This is a genomic window from Limimaricola litoreus (assembly GCF_024159025.1).
GTDB lineage: Bacteria > Pseudomonadota > Alphaproteobacteria > Rhodobacterales > Rhodobacteraceae > Limimaricola > Limimaricola litoreus.
Genome location: NZ_JAMYXC010000154.1, coordinates 13,118 through 31,485 on the forward strand (window position 1 = coordinate 13,118; position 18,368 = coordinate 31,485).

20 protein-coding genes and 1 tRNA gene are annotated in these 18,368 nt (G+C 67.6%); 11 read left to right on the forward strand and 10 right to left on the reverse strand.

Annotated elements, in window-relative coordinates:
* Positions 1–83: 83 nt before the first annotated feature.
* On the reverse strand, positions 84–1,184 hold the full coding sequence (locus NHG85_RS10115; RefSeq protein WP_253332040.1) for an ABC transporter ATP-binding protein: 1,101 nt from the start codon (positions 1,182–1,184) through the stop codon (positions 84–86).
* A gap of 432 nt (positions 1,185–1,616) precedes the next feature.
* A tRNA-Leu gene (locus NHG85_RS10120) sits at positions 1,617–1,703 on the reverse strand.
* 111 nt (positions 1,704–1,814) lie between these two features.
* Here NHG85_RS10120 and lipB point away from each other — a divergent pair.
* The 4 genes from lipB to NHG85_RS10140 all read left to right on the forward strand — a co-directional run bounded on the left by lipB (position 1,815) and on the right by NHG85_RS10140 (position 5,212).
* Positions 1,815–2,549: a lipoyl(octanoyl) transferase LipB gene (lipB, locus tag NHG85_RS10125; RefSeq protein WP_256500316.1), complete on the forward strand. Its 735-nt coding sequence runs from the start codon at positions 1,815–1,817 to the stop codon at positions 2,547–2,549.
* Between the two features lie 143 nt (positions 2,550–2,692).
* Positions 2,693–4,396, forward strand: a complete 1,704-nt coding sequence (gene ctaD, locus NHG85_RS10130) for a cytochrome c oxidase subunit I (protein ID WP_253332044.1) — start codon at positions 2,693–2,695, stop codon at positions 4,394–4,396.
* A 77-nt stretch (positions 4,397–4,473) separates the two neighbouring features.
* Positions 4,474–4,977, forward strand: a complete 504-nt coding sequence (locus NHG85_RS10135) for a DUF2244 domain-containing protein (protein WP_253332046.1) — start codon at positions 4,474–4,476, stop codon at positions 4,975–4,977.
* Between the two features lie 85 nt (positions 4,978–5,062).
* Complete coding sequence (locus tag NHG85_RS10140; protein WP_253332048.1) at positions 5,063–5,212, forward strand: hypothetical protein; 150 nt, start codon at positions 5,063–5,065, stop codon at positions 5,210–5,212.
* 66 nt (positions 5,213–5,278) lie between these two features.
* Here the strand turns inward: NHG85_RS10140 and NHG85_RS10145 are convergent, their stop codons facing one another.
* Both NHG85_RS10145 and NHG85_RS10150 read right to left on the reverse strand, forming a co-directional pair.
* Positions 5,279–5,461, reverse strand: coding sequence for a DUF3008 family protein (locus NHG85_RS10145; protein WP_253332050.1), 183 nt, complete (start codon positions 5,459–5,461; stop codon positions 5,279–5,281).
* Between the two features lie 60 nt (positions 5,462–5,521).
* Entirely contained in the window at positions 5,522–5,980 is a 459-nt protein-coding gene (locus NHG85_RS10150; RefSeq protein WP_253332052.1) for a GatB/YqeY domain-containing protein, read from the reverse strand.
* Positions 5,981–6,131: 151 nt separating this feature from the next.
* Here NHG85_RS10150 and carA point away from each other — a divergent pair, with 151 nt between their 5' ends.
* Entirely contained in the window at positions 6,132–7,292 is a 1,161-nt protein-coding gene (gene carA / locus NHG85_RS10155) for a glutamine-hydrolyzing carbamoyl-phosphate synthase small subunit (RefSeq protein WP_253332054.1), read from the forward strand.
* Between the two features lie 66 nt (positions 7,293–7,358).
* Positions 7,359–9,107 carry a glycosyltransferase gene (locus tag NHG85_RS10160; protein ID WP_253332056.1) on the forward strand — a complete coding sequence of 583 codons (1,749 nt, stop codon included), beginning with the start codon at positions 7,359–7,361 and terminating at the stop codon, positions 9,105–9,107.
* Here NHG85_RS10160 and NHG85_RS10165 read toward each other — a convergent pair.
* On the reverse strand, positions 9,061–9,714 hold the full coding sequence (locus NHG85_RS10165) for a GntR family transcriptional regulator (RefSeq protein WP_099274295.1): 654 nt from the start codon (positions 9,712–9,714) through the stop codon (positions 9,061–9,063). The genes NHG85_RS10160 and NHG85_RS10165 overlap by 47 nt on opposite strands.
* 102 nt (positions 9,715–9,816) lie before the next feature.
* On the opposite strand from NHG85_RS10165, the gene NHG85_RS10170 reads away from it, so the two are divergent.
* Together NHG85_RS10170 and NHG85_RS10175 are read left to right on the forward strand one after the other, a co-directional pair.
* Positions 9,817–10,482, forward strand: a complete 666-nt coding sequence (locus NHG85_RS10170) for a pyrimidine 5'-nucleotidase (protein ID WP_253332058.1) — start codon at positions 9,817–9,819, stop codon at positions 10,480–10,482.
* Between the two features lie 40 nt (positions 10,483–10,522).
* Entirely contained in the window at positions 10,523–11,713 is a 1,191-nt protein-coding gene (locus NHG85_RS10175) for a UbiH/UbiF family hydroxylase (RefSeq protein WP_253332060.1), read from the forward strand.
* Here NHG85_RS10175 and NHG85_RS10180 read toward each other — a convergent pair.
* The gene (locus NHG85_RS10180; RefSeq protein WP_253332062.1) at positions 11,710–12,165 is read right to left on the reverse strand and encodes an Lrp/AsnC family transcriptional regulator; all 456 of its coding nucleotides are present in this window, start codon (positions 12,163–12,165) and stop codon (positions 11,710–11,712) included. The two genes, NHG85_RS10175 and NHG85_RS10180, sit on opposite strands and share 4 nt — an antisense overlap.
* Positions 12,162–12,617: an Lrp/AsnC family transcriptional regulator gene (locus tag NHG85_RS10185; protein ID WP_253332065.1), complete on the reverse strand. Its 456-nt coding sequence runs from the start codon at positions 12,615–12,617 to the stop codon at positions 12,162–12,164. Before NHG85_RS10185 ends, NHG85_RS10180 begins: the two co-directional genes overlap by 4 nt.
* A gap of 145 nt (positions 12,618–12,762) precedes the next feature.
* Between NHG85_RS10185 and ilvC the strand changes: the two genes are divergently transcribed.
* On the forward strand, positions 12,763–13,785 hold the full coding sequence (gene ilvC / locus NHG85_RS10190; RefSeq protein WP_253332067.1) for a ketol-acid reductoisomerase: 1,023 nt from the start codon (positions 12,763–12,765) through the stop codon (positions 13,783–13,785).
* Between the two features lie 185 nt (positions 13,786–13,970).
* Complete coding sequence (locus NHG85_RS10195) at positions 13,971–14,477, forward strand: hypothetical protein (protein ID WP_253332069.1); 507 nt, start codon at positions 13,971–13,973, stop codon at positions 14,475–14,477.
* A 64-nt stretch (positions 14,478–14,541) separates the two neighbouring features.
* Here NHG85_RS10195 and NHG85_RS10200 read toward each other — a convergent pair whose 3' ends face one another.
* Positions 14,542–14,823, reverse strand: coding sequence for a hypothetical protein (locus NHG85_RS10200; protein ID WP_253332070.1), 282 nt, complete (start codon positions 14,821–14,823; stop codon positions 14,542–14,544).
* Positions 14,824–15,289: 466 nt separating this feature from the next.
* Here NHG85_RS10200 and NHG85_RS10205 point away from each other — a divergent pair, with 466 nt between their 5' ends.
* A complete protein-coding gene (locus tag NHG85_RS10205; protein ID WP_253332073.1) occupies positions 15,290–16,195 on the forward strand; it encodes a DMT family transporter in 906 nt (301 codons plus the stop codon).
* Positions 16,196–16,199: 4 nt separating this feature from the next.
* Here NHG85_RS10205 and glmM read toward each other — a convergent pair whose 3' ends face one another.
* Positions 16,200–17,543, reverse strand: a complete 1,344-nt coding sequence (gene glmM, locus NHG85_RS10210; protein WP_253332075.1) for a phosphoglucosamine mutase — start codon at positions 17,541–17,543, stop codon at positions 16,200–16,202.
* Positions 17,540–18,368, reverse strand: an 829-nt coding sequence (gene folP / locus NHG85_RS10215) for a dihydropteroate synthase (protein WP_253332077.1), incomplete at its 5' end; no start/stop codon positions are given. The genes glmM and folP, both read right to left, overlap by 4 nt.

Genomic DNA, 18,368 nt, shown 5'->3' on the forward strand with positions numbered 1-18,368 from the left:
TTCACAGGGGACGCGGTCCGGGTGACGACGCCCCGCATTGGCCGCGCCCTTCCTCGGGAAGGGGCGCGGTTGCGCGGCCGATCTCAGGGATCGAGCGCGCGACAATCCTCGGGCAGCCACCCGATGCGGATTTCCTGACCCGGCTTGAGCCGCGGCTGGTCGGGCGCGTTGCGCGTCTTCATGACGAAGTCGTCATGCCCGGCGACCTTGAGCCGCGTGCGGAAGGTATCGCCCATGTAGATGAACTCCTGCACCACGGCGGGCAGCGTATGCGCATCGGGATGCAGGCGCTCGATGTTGGATTCGACCCGCTCGGGCCGGATCGAGACGCGGGTGCGCTGGCCCACGTCGGTGACGTTGACCGGCAGCGCGTCGATCAGCTCGCCATCGTCAAGCCGCACGAGGCAGGAATTGGGGCCAATCTCCTCGACCACGCCGTCAAGCGTGTTGTTCTCGCCGATGAACTGCGCGACGAAGCTGTTCTGCGGCTTTTCATAGAGCTCGTCGGGCGGCGCGAGCTGCTGGATGCGCCCGTCGTCGAACACCGCGACCCGGTCGGACATGGTCAGCGCCTCGGTCTGGTCATGGGTGACATAGACCACGGTGATGCCGAGACGGTGCGCCAGTTCGGTGATCTCGAACTGCAGCGTCTCGCGCAGCTGCTTGTCGAGCGCGCCCAGGGGCTCGTCCATCAGCACCAGCTCGGGCTCGAAGACCAGCGCGCGGGCCAGCGCGATGCGCTGCTGCTGGCCGCCCGAAAGCTGGGTCGGCCTGCGGTTCTTGAACTCGCCCATCTGCACCATGTCGAGTGCGCGGGCGATCTTCTTCTCGCGCTCGGACTTGCCCAGCTTGCGCACTTCGAGCGGAAAGGAGAGGTTCTCCCCCACCGTCATGTGCGGAAACAGCGCGTAGTTCTGGAAGACCATGCCGATGCCGCGCTTGTGCGGCGGGATGTTGTTGATCGACTTGCCGTCGAGCCGGATCTCGCCATGGGTGGCGGTCTCGAAGCCCGCGAGCATCATCAGGCAGGTGGTCTTGCCCGACCCCGACGGTCCCAACATGGTCAGGAACTCGCCCTTCGGCAATGAGAGGTTGAGATCCTTAACGACGAGCTTCTCGCCGTCATAGCTTTTCTGTACGCGTTCGAACTCGACGAACGCTTCCGAACTTGAGCCGTTGGCCAAGCCTTGCTCCCCGTTGTTATGCCGGCGGATTTTTCCGCACTTGTCGAGCAAGACTAAAACAAGGCGCCCCCCGCTTTGCAACCGAATTGCCAAGCTCGCCGCGTGACGCTGGGTCACGGGGGCGGCAGCTTGTGCTCAAATGCCTTTCTTCATGGGGCTTCGTGCCCCGGTCCGCTGTGCTGAACGGGGAGCAAAAAGGGCCGTGGAGCGGATTTCCCGGTCCTATCCCTTCGTATAGAAAATTGCTTTATCCGGGTTTCGACCTGTCGAAAGGAGACATGCAAAGGACCAAAAGCGACACGCGCTCCCGAAGCATGCCATCATGCGCACAGACGCGCGAACAGGGCCTGCGTTGCCGCGGCCCATGCGTGGAGGCATTCCTCTGTCTGGGAAGAGATCCGGCGGCCCGCCGTGCCGGCGGGCCTGCCTGAATGGTGCGGTCGAGAAGACTCGAACTTCCACGGGTGTTACCCCACAGCGACCTCAACGCTGCGCGTCTACCAATTCCGCCACGACCGCACGTGATCAGGTAGGATGGCGGCCTCATAGCCTTGGGCTTCGGGGGAGCGCAAGAGCGAAATTCGCCGGACCCGGCGTCAATCACGGAAAAATCGCGAAGGGTGGCAGGCTTTGACTTTTCGCCCCCCGCGCGCCACCCCATCTGCGAGGAAAGCGAAGCGGAGCGCGGGCATGGTGGACTGGATCGTGAGCGACGGGCTGACGCCCTACGAGGAGGCCGTCGCCGCCATGGAGACCCGCGCGAAGGCGATCGCCGCCGGGACGGCGGACGAAGCGGTCTGGCTCGTGGAGCATCCGCCTCTCTATACGGCCGGCACCTCGGCCAAGCCCGCCGATCTGACCGACCCCGACCGCTTTCCCGTGCATGAGACCCGGCGCGGCGGGCAATACACCTATCACGGCCCCGGCCAGCGCGTCGTCTACGTGATGCTCGACGTCGGAAAGCGCGGCCGCGACGTGCGCGCCTTCGTCAAGACGCTGGAAAGCTGGATCATCGCCACGCTGGCGGAATTCAACGTCACCGGAGAGCTGCGCGAAGGCCGGGTCGGCGTCTGGGTCCAACGCCCCGACAAGCCGCTGACCGCTTCCGGCGCCGTAGCCGAAGACAAGATCGCCGCGCTCGGCATCCGCCTGCACAAATGGGTCAGCTATCATGGCCTCGCTATCAACGTGGAGCCGGATCTGTCGCATTTCGACGGCATCGTGCCTTGCGGCATCGCCGCGCATGGCGTGACCAGTCTCGTCGATCTCGGCCTGCCGGTGACCATGGCGGATCTCGACATCGCGCTGGAGCGTGGCTTTGCCGATCATTTTGCGGCAACGCCGCGCCGCGCCGCGTCGCTTTGATCACATGGGGCGACGGCACAACGAGACGGCCTCCTGCGGCACCGTGACCGTTGCCCCGGCCGCGATCTCCTTCTAGAAGGACGCCAATTGCCTGCGCGTGCTCGCGTGCGGGCCCGTCAGGCAACCAAACTCGGGAGAGCCACATGGCAGACGCCGCCATCCACGGCCACGGACACGAGGACAAGCGGGGCTTCTTCACCCGCTGGTTCATGTCCACCAACCACAAGGACATCGGGATCCTGTATCTCTTCGCGGCGGGCTTCGTGGGCCTGCTGTCGGTGATGCTGACCATTCACATGCGGCTTGAGCTGATGCAGCCGGGCGTGCAGTTCATGTGCACCGAAAACGTCAGCGCCAACCCGATCATGACGGTGCTGCGCTCTTGGGTGCCCAGCGCCACCGAGGCCTGTACCCCCAACGGCCACATGTGGAACGTCGCGATCACCTATCACGGCGTGCTGATGATGTTCTTCGTCGTCATCCCCGCGCTGTTCGGCGGCTTCGGCAACTACTTCATGCCGCTGCAGATCGGCGCGCCGGACATGGCCTTCCCGCGGCTGAACAACCTCAGCTTCTGGATGTTCATCGCAGGCGTCGCGCTGGGCCTCGCCTCGCTCTTCTCGCCGGGCGGCAACGGCCAGGCGGGCTCGGGCGTGGGCTGGGTGCTCTACCCGCCGCTCTCGACCTCCGAGCCGGGCATGTCGATGGATCTCGCGATCTTCGCCGTCCACGTCTCGGGCGCGAGCTCGATCCTCGGCGCGATCAACATCATCACCACCTTCCTCAACATGCGCGCGCCGGGCATGACGCTGCACAAGGTGCCGCTCTTCGCCTGGTCGATCTTCGTCACCGCCTGGCTGATCCTTCTGGCCCTGCCCGTGCTGGCCGGCGCGATCACCATGCTGCTGACCGACCGCAACTTCGGCACCTCGTTCTTCCAGCCCGCTGGCGGCGGCGACCCGATCCTCTACCAGCACATCCTGTGGTTCTTCGGCCACCCGGAAGTGTACATCATCATCATCCCCGCCTTCGGCATCATCAGCCACGTGATCGCGACCTTCTCCAAGAAGCCGATCTTCGGCTACCTGCCGATGGTCTACGCGATGGTGGCGATCGGCGTGCTGGGCTTCGTCGTCTGGGCGCACCACATGTACACCGTGGGCATGTCGCTGACGCAGCAGTCCTACTTCATGATGGCCACCATGGTCATCGCGGTGCCCACCGGCGTTAAGATCTTCTCGTGGATCGCGACGATGTGGGGCGGCTCGGTCGAGTTCAAGACGCCGATGCTCTGGGCTTTCGGCTTCCTGTTCCTCTTCACCGTGGGCGGCGTGACCGGCATCGTGCTGTCTCAGGCCGGCATCGACCGCGCCTATCACGACACCTACTACGTCGTGGCGCACTTCCACTACGTGATGTCCCTGGGCGCCGTCTTCGGCATCTTCGCGGGGATCTACTTCTACTTCCCCAAGATGACCGGCAAGATGCTGCCTGAGCTGGCGGGCAAGATCCACTTCTGGATGATGTTCATCGGTGCGAACATCACCTTCTTCCCGCAGCACTTCCTGGGCCGTCAGGGCATGCCGCGCCGCTACATCGACTACCCGGAGGCCTTCGCCACCTGGAACCTCGTCTCCTCGCTCGGCGCCTTCCTGGCCTTCGCCTCCTTCGTGTTCTTCATCGTGGTGCTGTTCTACACCCTCGCCAAGGGCAAGCGGATCAACGTCGCCAACCCCTGGAACGAGTACGCCGACACGCTGGAATGGACCCTGCCTTCGCCGCCGCCGGAGCACACCTTCGAGACGCTCCCCAAGCAGAGCGACTGGGACCGCAGCCACGCCCACTAAAGGCGCGGCCCGCGACACGACCCCAAGGGCCCGGCGGAAACGCCGGGCCCTTTTTCATCCCCCCGCCGGATAGTCCGATGCCGCATGAATGGACGAAGCGCCCCGCCCCGCAGGGCCCCGTCGAGGCCGAGTTGCAGCTCTGGCCGCATCGCTCACTGCCCAAGCGCGGCTTCGTCGCCTTCATCGGCGGCACCGCGGCGCTGATCGCCCTGCCCTTGCTCACGATGCTGGGCACGCCGGTGCTTTGGGTCCTGCTGCCCTTTCTCGCCTCCGCCGTGGCGGGCATCTGGTGGGCGCTGGCGCGCAGCTACCGCGATGGCGAGGTGCTCGAACGGCTCGAAATTACGGAGGGGCTGATCCGGCTGACGCGCCTCGATCGGGGCCGCGCCGAGCGGGTCTGGGAGGCCGATCCCTACTGGGTCGAGCTGCGGCTGCACGAGGGCGAACGCCCGGTGCCCGGCTACCTCACCCTGCGCGGCAGCGGCCGCGAGGTCGAGCTTGGCGCCTTTCTCCCCGAGGAGGAACGCCGGGCGCTGGCCGAGACCTTGCAGCGCCTTCTGGCACGGCTCGGGCGGCGGTGAACCGCGGATGCGACACCGCGTCGTAACGTCGTCCATGGAACTCCGGCCCCGATCCGGGCATTTTCACCACAACGGAGGATTCGTCATGCCCAAGAACACCGCGCCGAAACAACTGACCCGCAGGCTGGCCAAGGCCGGTCGTGCCATCCTCGATGGTCTGGCCGACGCCCTGTTGCCGCAGCCGCGCCCGCAGCACCGTCCGATTCCCATTCGCGTCTCCGGCCCGCGCCGCTGAAGACCCTTTCCGACAGGCAAAGGGCGGCCCCCAACAGGGAGCCGCCCTTTTTGATGGCATACCGGATCAGCCCTTCTTGTCGGGCAGATCCTTGCGCTTGGTCTCGGCGAAATCCTCGAGCTCGGATTCGCTCATGTCGTCGTACATTTCCTTCGAGGCGCCCTTGAGGTCCTTGACCTTGGTGTCGCCCCTCTTGGCCGAAAGCGCGGCCCCGGCCGCCTTCTGCTGCGCCTTGGATTGTGCTGGCATGTCGGTTCTCCGTGATGCGGGTGACCGTAAAACGCGAAACCGCGGCGCGGCGTTCCCGTCTCAGCTCAGCCGTTCGCGTACCAGCGGGCCGACCCGGCCGAAATCCATGCGCCCGGTGTAGCGCCCCTTGAGCGCGGCCATGACCCGGCCCATGTCGCGGATCGAGTTGGCATCGGTTTCGGCGATGGCCTGGCTCACGGCCTTTTCGACCTCGGCCTCGCTGAGCTGGCGCGGCAGGAACTCCTCGATCACCGCGATCTCGGCGCGCTCCTTCTCGGCCAGCTCCAGCCGTCCCGCCTCGTCATAGGCACGCGCGCTTTCCTGGCGCTGCTTGACCATCTTGCCGAGGATCGCGAGCACCACCTCGTCGGGCACCAGCCCCTCCTCGCCCTCGCCGCGCGCCGCGATGTCGCGGTCCTTGATGGCGGCATTGATGAGACGCAGCGTGGACAGCCGGTCGGCCTCCTTGGCCTTCATCGCATCCTTGAGGGAGGCGTTGATCTTGTCGCGCAGGGTCATCTGGTCCGTTCCGGATTGTTTCAGACACAAGCGGGCAAGCTACCCGTTTCGCCCCCGGCTGACAACAAGCGCCGCCGGGTGCCGCGGCGTCTTGATTCTTCCCCCTCCTGCCCCTAGGTAGCGGCGGGTTTCAAAACAGGAGCAATGAGCCATGCCGCATTCCGATTCCGGCAAGCCGACCGCCTGCCTCGCGCTCGCGGACGGGACGGTGTTCTACGGGCATGGCTTCGGCGCTCCGGGCCGTATCGTGGCCGAGCTGTGCTTCAACACCGCGATGACGGGCTACCAGGAGATCATGACCGACCCTTCCTACGCGGGTCAGGCCGTGACCTTCACCTTCCCGCATGTCGGTAACACCGGCACCACCGACGAGGACGACGAGGCCGCCGATCCGGTCGCCGCGGCGATGATCGTCAAGTGGAGCCCGACGGAGCCATCGAACTGGCGCGCCACCTCGACCCTGTCGGACTGGCTCGCCAAGCGTGGCCGGATCGGCATGGGCGGCATCGACACCCGCCGCCTGACCCGCGCGATCCGCCAGCAGGGCGCGCCGCATGTCGCGATCGAGCACAATCCCGACGGCGAATTCGATATCGAGGCGCTGGTCGCGCAGGCGCGCGAGTTCAAGGGTCTGGTCGGTCTCGATCTGGCAAAGGAGGTCAGCTGCGTGCAGTCCTACCGCTGGGACGAGATGCGCTGGGCTTGGCCCGACGGTTTCAAGCGGCAGGAGAACCCGCGTCACAAGGTCGTCGCCATCGACTACGGCGCCAAGCGCAACATCCTGCGCAGCCTCGCCTCCTCGGGCTGCGAGGTCACCGTGCTGCCCGCCACCGCCACCGCCGAGGAGATCCTCGCTTTGAACCCCGACGGGCTGTTCCTGTCGAACGGCCCGGGCGATCCGGCAGCCACGGGCGAATACGCGGTCCCGGCGATCAAATCGGTGCTGGAGCAGTCGCAGATCCCGGTCTTCGGCATCTGCCTCGGCCACCAGATGCTGGCCCGCGCGCTGGGCGCGCAGACCGTCAAGATGAACCACGGCCACCACGGCGCCAACCATCCGGTGAAGGACACCGAGACCGGCAAGGTCGAGATCACCTCGATGAACCACGGCTTCACAGTCGACAGCCAGTCGCTGCCCGACGGGGTGATCGAAACCCATGTCTCGCTGTTCGACGGCTCGAACTGCGGCATCCGCATGACCGAACGCCCCGTCTTTTCGGTGCAGTACCACCCCGAGGCCAGCCCCGGCCCGCAGGACAGCTACTACCTGTTCGAGCGCTTCACCGAAGCGATGGACGCGCGGCGCGGCTGAGGCGTTAACGCGGGCTTAACCAAACGGGCGCGAGCATCGGACGACGCTTTCGCGAAAGGACGCCCGATGCTCGCGCCCGATCCGCCTTGGCCCGATCAGGGCGCACCGCCAGCCCCGGCCCGCCGGCACGGCACGAGGGGAGAGATCGACCCCACCCGCATGCCGCCCGATCCGCGGCTGGTCCGCGGCTTCGGCGCCTTGCGGGCCCTGCGGCTGGGGGTCCTGCCCTGGCGGCGGATCGGCGGGCGGGTGGTGATCCTGTGCAGCGCACCGCCCAGCGCCGAGGCGGTCGCGCAATGCGAGGCCGCGGGCTTTGGTCCGCTGCGCTTCGCCTCTTGCGGCGCGCCCGCCCTGCGCGCGGCGCTGCTGCCCCAGCTCGAGCCGATCCTGCTGATCTGCTCGGAAGCGCGCCTTCCTTTGGTCTTCAGCTGCCGGGGCGCCGGACGCCGGGCGCTGTGGCTCGTCGCGCTGGCCCTGATCTGGAGTGCCGGTCTGGCGACCGCGCTGGCGCCGGGGGTGGCGCTGGCGCTCCTGTGCGGCCTTTGCGTGGTGACGCTGAGCATCAATGCAGCGCTCAAGCTGGCCGCCCTCCTGACGATGCTGCGCCCCCCGGCAAGCAGCCCCGCGCTCGACGCGCAATCGGCCGACCGTCTGCCGGTGGTCTCGCTGCTGGTGCCGCTTTTGCGCGAGGGGCGCATGGTCGCGCCCTGTCTCGCCCGCCTCGACCGGCTCGATTATCCCCGCGACCGGCTCGATCTGTGCCTGATCGTGGAGGAAGGCGACGACGAGACCCGCGAGGCGCTCGCCCGCACCTCCCTGCCCGACTGGGCGCAGGTGGTCGTGGTGCCGCGCGGACGGGTACAGACCAAGCCGCGCGCGCTCAATTACGCGCTCTTCTTCACCCGGGGCAGCCTGATCGGCATCTACGACGCCGAGGACGCCCCCGCACCCGACCAGCTGATGCGCGTGGTCTCGCGCTTTGCCGCCTGCGGGCCCAAGACCGCCTGCCTGCAAGGCGTTCTCGATTACTACAACGCCCGCAGCAACTGGATCGCGCGCTGCTTCACCCTCGAATACGCCAGCTGGTTCAGGGTAATGCTGCCGGGGCTTCAACGGCTGGGGCTGGTGGTGCCCCTTGGCGGCACGACCTTGTTCCTGCGCCGCCACGCGATCGAGGCGGTCGGCGGCTGGGACGCCTACAACGTCACCGAGGACGCGGATCTCGGTGTGCGCCTCGCACGGCACGGCTACAGGACCGAGCTTATCGACAGCGTCACGCTCGAAGAGGCCAATGCCCGCGCCTGGCCCTGGATCAAACAGCGCTCGCGCTGGCTCAAGGGCTATGCGATGAGCTGGGGGGTCGCCATGCACGACCCCGCTCGGCTCTGGCGCGAGCTCGGAGCCTGGCGCTTTTTCGGCGTGCAGGTGCTCTTTCTGGGCACGCTCGCCCAATTCGCGCTGGCGCCGCTGCTGTGGTCGTTCTGGCTTTTTCCATTCGGACTGCACCCGATCGAGCCTTTGCTGCCCGAGGGAAGCCTCGGCGCCTTGGTCTTTGTCTTTCTCGGCACCGAAGCCATCACCTACGGCGTCGCGGCGCTGGCTGCACACCGCGCGGGGCACGCCCGGCTCGCGCTCTGGGCGCCCGCCTTGCAGATCTACTTCCCGCTGGCCACCGTGGCGATGTGGCGCGCGATCTGGCAACTGCTGCGCTGCCCCTTCCACTGGGACAAGACCCGGCACGGCATTTTCGCCCCCACGCGCATGCCGCTCAGCGCGCCGCCTCCACCTTCTCGGCATCGAGCTTCAGCCGGGTGACGAAGGCGTGGCTGATATGGTCGCGCAGGGCCCGGTCGGCTCCGTCGCCATCGCCTGCCTCGATCGCGGCGACGATGGCCGCGTGTTCCTCGAGCGCGCCGCGCCCGCGCCCTTCGGCTGCCAGCGAGGTCGAAGCCAGCAGCGCCATCGACCGATGCACGAGGTCGAGCTGACGCACCAGAAAGCGGTTGTGGCTGGCGAGGTGGATCTGCTTGTGAAAGCGGCGGTTGGCGCGAGCCAGCGCGGCGGGGTCGTCGACCAGCGCACGGTCGGCCTCGAGCATGTCGCGCAGCACGCGCACCTCTTCGGGGGCGGCATGGCGCGCGGCCAGCCGCGCGGCCAGCCCCTCGAGCTCGCCGCGCACCACGTAAAGCTCGGCCAGCTGCGTGTGATCGAGCGAGGCCACGATCAGCGAGCGCCCGTCGCGGGTCAACATCCCTTGTGTCTCGAGCCGTTGCAGCGCCTCGCGCACCGGCGTGCGCGACACGCCCAGCCGGTCGGCCAGCTCGCTTTCGACCAGCCGGTCGCCCGGGCGATAGGCACCGCTGTCGATCGATTCGAGGATCAGCCCGTAGGCGTCCTTCTGCGAGGGTCTGGTGTCCTGCATGCGCGGCTTTCCGATGGGTCGCACGACGATAGCCCCGCAGGCGGAAGGGCCGCAACCCGGCGACGCTTGTGACGCCTGCGCCGTGCCCTTAGGGTCGCGTGCATGACAGTTCTCCTCACCGACATCGCCGCCGAATTCGCCCATGTGCGGGCCTGGGTCTTCGACCTCGACAACACGCTCTACCCGCCCGAAGCCCGGCTCTTCGACCAGATCGAGGCGAAGATGCGCGACTGGATGGTGCAGCGGCTCGATATCGATGCCGCCGAGGCCGACCGGCTGCGCGCCGACTACTGGGCCCGCCACGGCACGACGCTGGCGGGGCTGATGGCCGAACATGGCCTGCCGGCGGACGAGTTTCTCGTCGACGTGCACGACATCGACCTGCATCACCTCGAAGCCGACCCGGCGCTGGCCCGCGCCATCGCCGCGCTGCCGGGGCGGCGCATCGTCTATACCAACGGCTCGGAGCCCTATGCCCGCCGCGTGCTCGCCGCGCGTGGGCTGACCGGCGCCTTCGACGCGGTCTACGGCGTGGAGCACGCGGGCCTCGTGCCGAAACCGCAGCGCGCCGCCTTCGAGGCGGTCTTCGCGCTCGACGGGCTGGCGCCCGAGCAGGGCGCGATGTTCGAGGATGATCCGCGCAATCTCGCCGTGCCGCACGCGATGGGGATGCGCACCGTGCTGGTCGGCCCGCCGCAGGACAGGCTGGCCGACCATATCCACCACCACACCGACGATCTTTCGGGCTTTGTGTCGCAGCTGGCTTGACGGGCTTTCCCACCGCATGGGCGCGGCCTATCTCCATTTCATGACACGTCACATCGACATCCTCGTCTCCGGCGGCGGCATCGCCGGGCTTTCGGCCGCGGCCGCCTTTGGCGCGCGCGGCTTTTCGGTGCTCTGCGTCGATCCCGCGCCCCCCGTGAAGGAGATGGCCGAGGCCGGGGCCGACCTGCGCTCAACCGCCTTCCTGCAACCTGCGAGGGCTCTGTTGGAAGAGGCCGGGCTGTGGGAAAGGCTCGCCCCCCATGCCACGCCGCTGCAGGTGATGCGGATCGTCGAGGCCGGGCGCGGCGCGCCTGTCATCCGCGATTTCGACGCCGCCGATCTCGGTGCCCTGCCCTTTGGCTGGAACCTGCCCAACTGGCTGCTGCGGCGTGAGATGGCGGCCCGGATCGAGGAGATGGAGCGGGTCGAATTCCGCGCGGGCACGGGCTTCGCCGGGATCACCACGCGCGAGGACCGGGCGCTGGTGCGGCTCACGGACGGGACCTGCGTCGCGGCCAAGCTGGTGATCGCAGCCGACGGCCGGTCGAGCCCGGTGCGAGAGGCCTGCGGCATCGGGGTGCGCACCCGGCGCTACGGGCAAAAGGCGCTGGCCTTCGCCGTCACGCATGAGCGCCCGCATGACAACGTCTCGACCGAGGTGCATCGCTCCGGCGGCCCCTTCACCCTCGTGCCGCTGCCCGATCATGAGGGGCGGCCTTCATCTGCGGTGATCTGGATGGAGCCGGGGCGCGAGATCGAACGGTTGGCGGCGCTGCCGGTTTCGGACTTCGACATCGAGGCCACGGCGCGCTCCGAACGGGTGCTGGGGCGGCTGCATCTGGCCACCGCGCGGCAAAGCTGGCCAATCATCATGCAAACGGCCCGCGCGCTGGGCGCGCAGCGTGTGGCGCTGGTGGCGGAGGCCGCGCATGTAATGCCGCCCATCGGCGCGCAGGGGCTCAATACTTCGCTGGCCGATATCGCCTGCCTCATAGACCTCGCCGCCGCGCGTCCCGAAGGCTTGGGTGACCGGGCGATGTTGGAGACTTATGCGGCAAGGCGCGCGGGCGACATCGCGCTGCGCGAGCACGGGATCGATGCGCTCAACCGCCTCGCCATGGCGGGCGGCCCGCTGGCGCAGCACCTGCGCGGTGCCGGGCTTGGCGTGATGCACGACGTGGCCCCCTTGCGGCGCGGGCTGATGCGGCTGGGGCTCGGGGTGCGGCGCTAAAGCGGCCCCGGGAGACGCTCTTCGGACAACAGCACATTGGCCTCGACCGGGCCGATGCCCGGCAGCGTCATGATCCGGCGGCGCAGCACCCGCTCGAAATCCTCCAGATCGCGCGCCACGATCCGCAGGCGATAGTCGTAGAGCCCCAGCACATGCTCGACCGTCTGCACCTCGCGGATTGCGCAGACCGCGCGTTCGAAATCCTCGAGGCTGGCGCGGCCCCGGCTGGCAAGCTTGACGCCGAGAAACACCGTGACGCCGAAGCCCAGCGCCGCCGCGTCGAGATCGAGCCTGCGGCCCGTGAGCGCACCTATCTCGCGCAGGCGGCGGATGCGCCGCCAGGTGGCAGGCTGCGACAGGCCCAGCTCGCGGCCCAGATCGGCGGCGGGTCGCGTGGCATCGCGGCTCAGCGCGCGCAGGATCGCGCGGTCGGTGGCGTCGAGCTCGTTCACAGCGGCAGCGCCTCCTCGGATTTGACCACGCTCACCGTCATCAGGCTCTCGATGTCGGCGATATGCGGCAGGGCGAGGATGCGGGTGCGGTAGACCTCGCGGTAATGCTCCAGATCGCGCGCCACCAGCTGCAGCCGCACGTCGACGCGGCCCAGAAAGGTCTGGATCTCGATCACCTCGGACACCTCGCGGGCGCGGGCGAGGAATTCGTCGAAGGCGCGTGGCTGGGTCTTGTCGAGCGTCACCCGCAGGCTCACCGCCACCTCGAAGCCCAGCGCCTTCCAGTCGATCACCGCGCGTTGTCCGCGAATGATGCCCGCATCCTGCAGCCGCGCGAGGCGGCGCGCGCAGCGCATCGCGGTAAGCCCGGCGCGATCGGCCAGCTCGGCGGTAGAGAGGTCCGGCGTCTCCTGCAGGAGACGCAAGAGGCGGCGGTCCGTGTCGTCTTGCATGAAAATTACGTATCACAAGAATTTCGCGAATGCGAGCATCGAAAATTCTGCGATATTCATGCGCATCCCTCCTCGCCTCGTGCCCCTCGCTCGACCATGGTGCCCGCAGAGAACACCGCCCCGGCGAAAAAAAAGGACCATCATCATGCGCGTTTACTACGACCGCGATTGCGACGTGAACCTGATCAAGGACAAGAAGGTCGCCATCCTCGGCTATGGCTCCCAAGGCCACGCCCATGCGCTGAACCTGCGCGACTCGGGCGCCAAGAACCTCGTCGTGGCGCTGCGCGACGGCTCGCCCTCGCGCGCCAAGGCCGAGGGCGAGGGCCTGCAGGTCATGGGCATCGAGGAAGCTGCCGCCTGGTGCGACGTCATCATGTTCACCATGCCCGACGAGCTGCAAGCCGAGACCTACCGCAAGCATGTGCATGATCACCTGAAGGAAGGCTCCGCCATCGCCTTCGCACATGGCCTCAATGTGCATTTCGGCCTGATCGAGCCGAAAGCCGGCGTCGACGTCATCATGATGGCGCCCAAGGGCCCGGGCCACACCGTGCGCGGTGAATACGTCAAGGGCGGCGGCGTGCCCTGCCTCGTGGCCGTGCATCAGGACGCCTCCGGCAAGGCCATGGAAATCGGCCTCAGCTACTGCTCCGCCATCGGCGGCGGCCGCTCGGGCATCATCGAGACCAACTTCCGCCAGGAATGCGAAACCGACCTCTTCGGCGAGCAGGCCGTGCTCTGCGGTGGCCTCGTGGAGCTGATCCGCATGGGCTTCGAAACGCTGGTCGAAGCCGGCTACGAGCCCGAGATGGCCTATTTCGAGTGCCTGCACGAGGTGAAGCTGATCGTGGACCTGATCTACGAAGGCGGCATCGCCAACATGAACTACTCGATCTCCAACACCGCCGAATACGGTGAATACGTCTCCGGCCCGCGCATCCTCCCCTACGAGGAGACCAAGAAGCGCATGAAGGACGTGCTGACCGACATCCAGAACGGCAAGTTCGTGCGCGATTTCATGCAGGAGAACGCCGTGGGTCAGCCCTCGTTCAAGGCCACCCGCCGCCTGAACGACGAGCACCAGATCGAGCAGGTCGGCGAGAAGCTGCGCGCGATGATGCCCTGGATCTCCAAGGGCAAGATGGTCGACAAGGCGCGCAACTGATCGCGCTCCGATCGCGGCGTTGCCGATCGGCAACGTTCCAGGGGCGCCCTCGGGCGCCCCTGTTCTTTGGGATATGCACGAACCGATACCTTCGTATATGATCCCGACAAGGACATGATTTTCATGGATTTCCGCCGTATTTCGGCGCGATCTGCTCTTTGTATGATTTTACAGGAGTATCGATCATGATTTCTGGCCTTACCTCCGGCATCACATCCGGCCTCACCTCCAGCCTGCAATCGCTCACCCAGAGCTCGACCTCTTCATCCACCTCGGACTCGAGCACCGACCCGGCCCCCACCACCGCCGCGTCGAGCAGCGATCCCGCCTCCACGCCGTCGAACGACAACACCGTCGCGGCATCGGGCAATACCAGCAAATCCGAAGCGACCGAAAGCCGCACGGCCCAGGCCGACGCTGCTCGCAGATCCGCCGCCGCGCCGCAGCCGGAGGCGGAGTCGGAAGTAGCCGCCAAGACGAGCGATCTCGCGCGCTCGCGGGCCGAGGCCCAGGCCACCCAGGACCGCCTGCGCCAGACCACCCTCGTCGCCACGATCTCCGAGGGCGCCTCGCAGGCCTCCAAGATCGCCCCGGTCGAGGAAACCCCCACGAGCGCCAGCGCCGCCACCCGCTACGCGGCTGCGAACACCCCGGCCGAGCCGGCCAAGGCGGTGGCCGAATTGCGCGCCTGACAGCATGCGGGCCGACCCCCGGGGGCCGGCCCGCTACGAGATGTCCGACGCGGCGACCATGCCGCTAGCGCTTGATCACGTCGAACCGATGCGTGGCCAGCACCTTGCCGTTCACCCGCAACACGGCAAGGAGATCCCGCCGCACGGGTTGGCTAACGTGAACGCGGACGTTGCTGTTGGCCCCGGCATGGACCGGTTCGGACCCGACCAAGATCATCGCCCCGTCCGGCCCTCTGGTGTAGATTTCCACTATCCCGCTGCTTTCGGACCGTACGATACCCACGTCGACGATGGACGTCTGCTGGTGGATGCGGCTCAGGGATTGGAACGCGTTCTCCCCGGTCATTGCCGACGCCCCCATGGCCGACGTGGCGAAGATCGCGACAGCTAGAAGTTTCCCGTACATAACTGCAGCCTCTCTGTATCATGGTGGATCGCATGACCCATGCATACAGGCTGCGCCTCGTTCGATCACATGGCGAGCGCTGAAACATCACGATGAAGATCACCGATCTTGAACGCACGGCGCCCTTGAAACCGTGCCGCACCTTACCGTGGGACCCCCGAGTGCGGTGGCGAACATCGATGCGGTCTCTTCTGCACCGACTTCAACCCCGAGGCTGAACCGGATGATCTCTTCAAAGTGAATGGCCCGTGAGCGACGCTCGCGAATCGCGTGAGCGTGCTCCCGCATCTTGGCGCTTTCGTGAATGACCCGGACAGTTCGGGGCGCCCTGCTGCGCCTTCGATGAGCCGCGCAGGTCCATGCTTGGGTCATGGACTTTCGCGCAGCGGCGTGGTGAACCGAACGCATGACATCGCAACCGACACCGGCCAACTGGCTTTCCATCCTCCTGCTCGGCCTGATCTGGGGCGGCACCTTCGCCGTGGTGCGCCTGGCCCTCGATGGCTACGGCCCGATCACGGTTGCCTGCGCGCGCACGACGCTGGGGGCGGTGGCGATGCTGGGGCTGATGCGCGCGCTGCGCCGGCCGGTGCCGCCGCCGACCCGCGCGCTCACGGGGTATCTCGTGGCGATCGGCCTGTTGTCGACCGCCCTGCCCTTCCTGCTGCTCTCATGGGGCCAGCAATACGTGCCATCGGCCTTCGCCGGGATCTCCATGGCGGCGCTGCCGCTCTTCGTGTTGCCGCTGGCGGCGCTGTTCTCGGACGAGCCGTTTCATTGGCGCAGCGCGCTGGGGGTGGGCGTAGGCTTTGTCGGCGCGCTCGTGCTGATCGGGCCAGGCGTGCTGGCGCCCGGCGCGGGGCTCTCGGCCTGGGGGCAGATGGCCTGCCTCGCCGCCGCCCTGTCCTACGCGGTGGCCTCGATCCTGACCCGGCGCTGTCCGCCGGTCGACGGAATCGTGCTGACGGCGCTGAGCCTGACGGTCGGCGCCATCGTCCTCGTGCCGGTCATGCTGGTGGTCGAGGGCGTCCCGGGCTGGGCCGGTGCCAAGGCGGGTTCGGCGCTGGTGTTCCTCGGCCTGCTGCCGACGGCGCTGGCGGCGTTGATCCGGGTCACTGTGATCCGCTCGGCCGGGTCGGTCTTCATGACGTTGGTCAACTACCAGGTGCCGGTCTGGTCGATGGCAATCGGGGCGCTGGCCCTGAACGAGGCACTGCCGTGGCGCTTCTTCGCGGCGCTGGCGCTCATCCTGACGGGGCTCGGCATCAGCCAGGGGAGCAACCTGCGCGCGCTCGTGGCCCGCGCAGGCTGAAGTCTCAGGCGACCGATTTCACCTCCGAGACGATGCCATCGACGACCTGTGCCAGAAGGGCGTCATCCTCGCATTCGGCCATGACGCGGATCAGCGGCTCGGTGCCGGACTTGCGGATCAGCAGCCGCCCCTTGCCGTTCAGAAGCCCCTCGGCCTCGGTGATCGCGGTCTTGACCGAAGCGGCGTCCAGCGGGTCCTGACCGGGGGCGTAGCGCACGTTCTTGAGCAGCTGCGGCACCCGCTCGAACTGACGCACCAGCGCGCTGGCGGGCCGGCCCGTCTCGATCATCGCGGCGAGGAACTGCAACCCGGCGAGCAGCCCGTCTCCGGTGGTGGCATAATCGGTCATCACGATATGCCCCGATTGCTCGCCGCCAAGGTTCCAGCCGCCGCGGCGCATCGCCTCGACCACGTAGCGATCGCCGACCTTGGTGCGTTCGAGCTTCAGCCCGCGCGCGGTCATGAAACGCTCCAGCCCGAGGTTCGACATCACGGTGGCGACCAGCGTGCCGCCCTGCAAGCGATCGGCCTCGGCCCAACGGCCCGCCATCAGCGCCATCAGCTGGTCGCCATCGGCGATCTGGCCGGTCTCGTCGATGATCATCACCCGGTCGGCGTCGCCGTCGAGGCAGATGCCGAGATCGGCGCCCTCCTGCAGCACCCGGGCCGCGGCATGGCGCGGCGCGGTGGAACCGCACTCCTGATTGATGTTGGTGCCGTCGGGATCCACGCCCACCGGGATCACCGTCGCGCCAAGCTCCCACAGGATCTCGGGGGCAACCTTGTAGGCCGCGCCGTTGGCGCAGTCGATCACCACCTTGAGCCCGTCGAGGCGGCGGCCTTGCGGGAAGGTCGCCTTGATCCGCTCGGCATAGCGGAAACGACCGTCATCGACGCGCTTGGCGCGGCCGATGTTGATTGCCTTGGCGGGTTCGATCTCGCCCGCGACGATCGCCTCGATCTCGGCCTCGGCCTCGTCGGAGAGCTTGAAGCCGTCGGGGCCGAAGAATTTGATGCCGTTGTCATGGTGTGGGTTGTGGCTGGCCGAAATCATGATGCCGACATCGGCGCGCATCGAATGGGTCAGCAGGCCCACGGCGGGGGTCGGCACGGGGCCCAGCAGCAGTGCGTTCATGCCCGTGGAGGTCAGACCGGCGGTCAGCGCGTTCTCGAACATGTAGCCCGAGAGCCGCGTGTCCTTGCCGATCACCACCCGGTGGCCGTTCGAGCCGTCGTTGCGGAAATACCGCCCTGCGGCAGCGCCGATCCGAAGCGCGATCTCGGCCGTCATCGGCCATGTGTTGGCGGTGCCGCGCACCCCGTCGGTGCCGAAGAGCCTGCGTGTCATTCGTCCCATCCCATTACTGCCCTGAGCAAACTCAGCGCCTGCCGTGTTTCTTCCACGTCATGCACGCGTAGCACATGCACGCCCTGTTGCGCCGCCAGAAGCGCCACCGCGACCGAGCCGGGCATCCGCCCTTTCGGGGCCTCGGCGCCCGACAGCGTGCCGATGAAGCGTTTGCGCGAGACCCCGAGCAGCAGCGGCAGGCCGAGGCCGTGGAATAGCGGCAAGCCCCGCAACAAGGCAAGGTTGTGCTGCAGGTCCTTGCCGAAACCGATGCCCGGATCCACCAGCAGCCGCTCGCGCGCAATGCCCATCGAGACCGCCGCCTCGATCCGGGCGGAGAGCGCATCTTGCACCTGCGCCACCACATCGTCGTAGCGCGGCGCGCGCTGCATGTCGGCCGGCGTGCCGCGGGCATGCATCAGGCACAAGGGCACCCCCGCCTCGGCCACCACGCCGGCAAGTTCCGGATCGAAGCTCAGCGCGGAGACGTCGTTGATCATGTCCGCGCCCTCGGCGAGCGCGGCGCGGGCGACGGCGGATTTGCGGGTGTCGATCGAAAGCGGCACGCGCAGCCCTTCGGCCCGCAACGCCGCCACGACCGGGACCACGCGGGCGATCTCCTGCGCCACCGGCACCTCGGTGGCACCCGGCCGGGTCGATTCGCCGCCGATGTCGAGGATCTCGGCCCCTTGCGCCACGAGCGCATGCGCCTGCGCCACCGCCGCCTCCCGCGTGGCGTGATCGCCGCCGTCGGAGAAGCTGTCGGGCGTCACGTTGAGAATGCCCATGAGCCGCGGCCTGTCGAGCGACAGCCCGCAGAGCGGC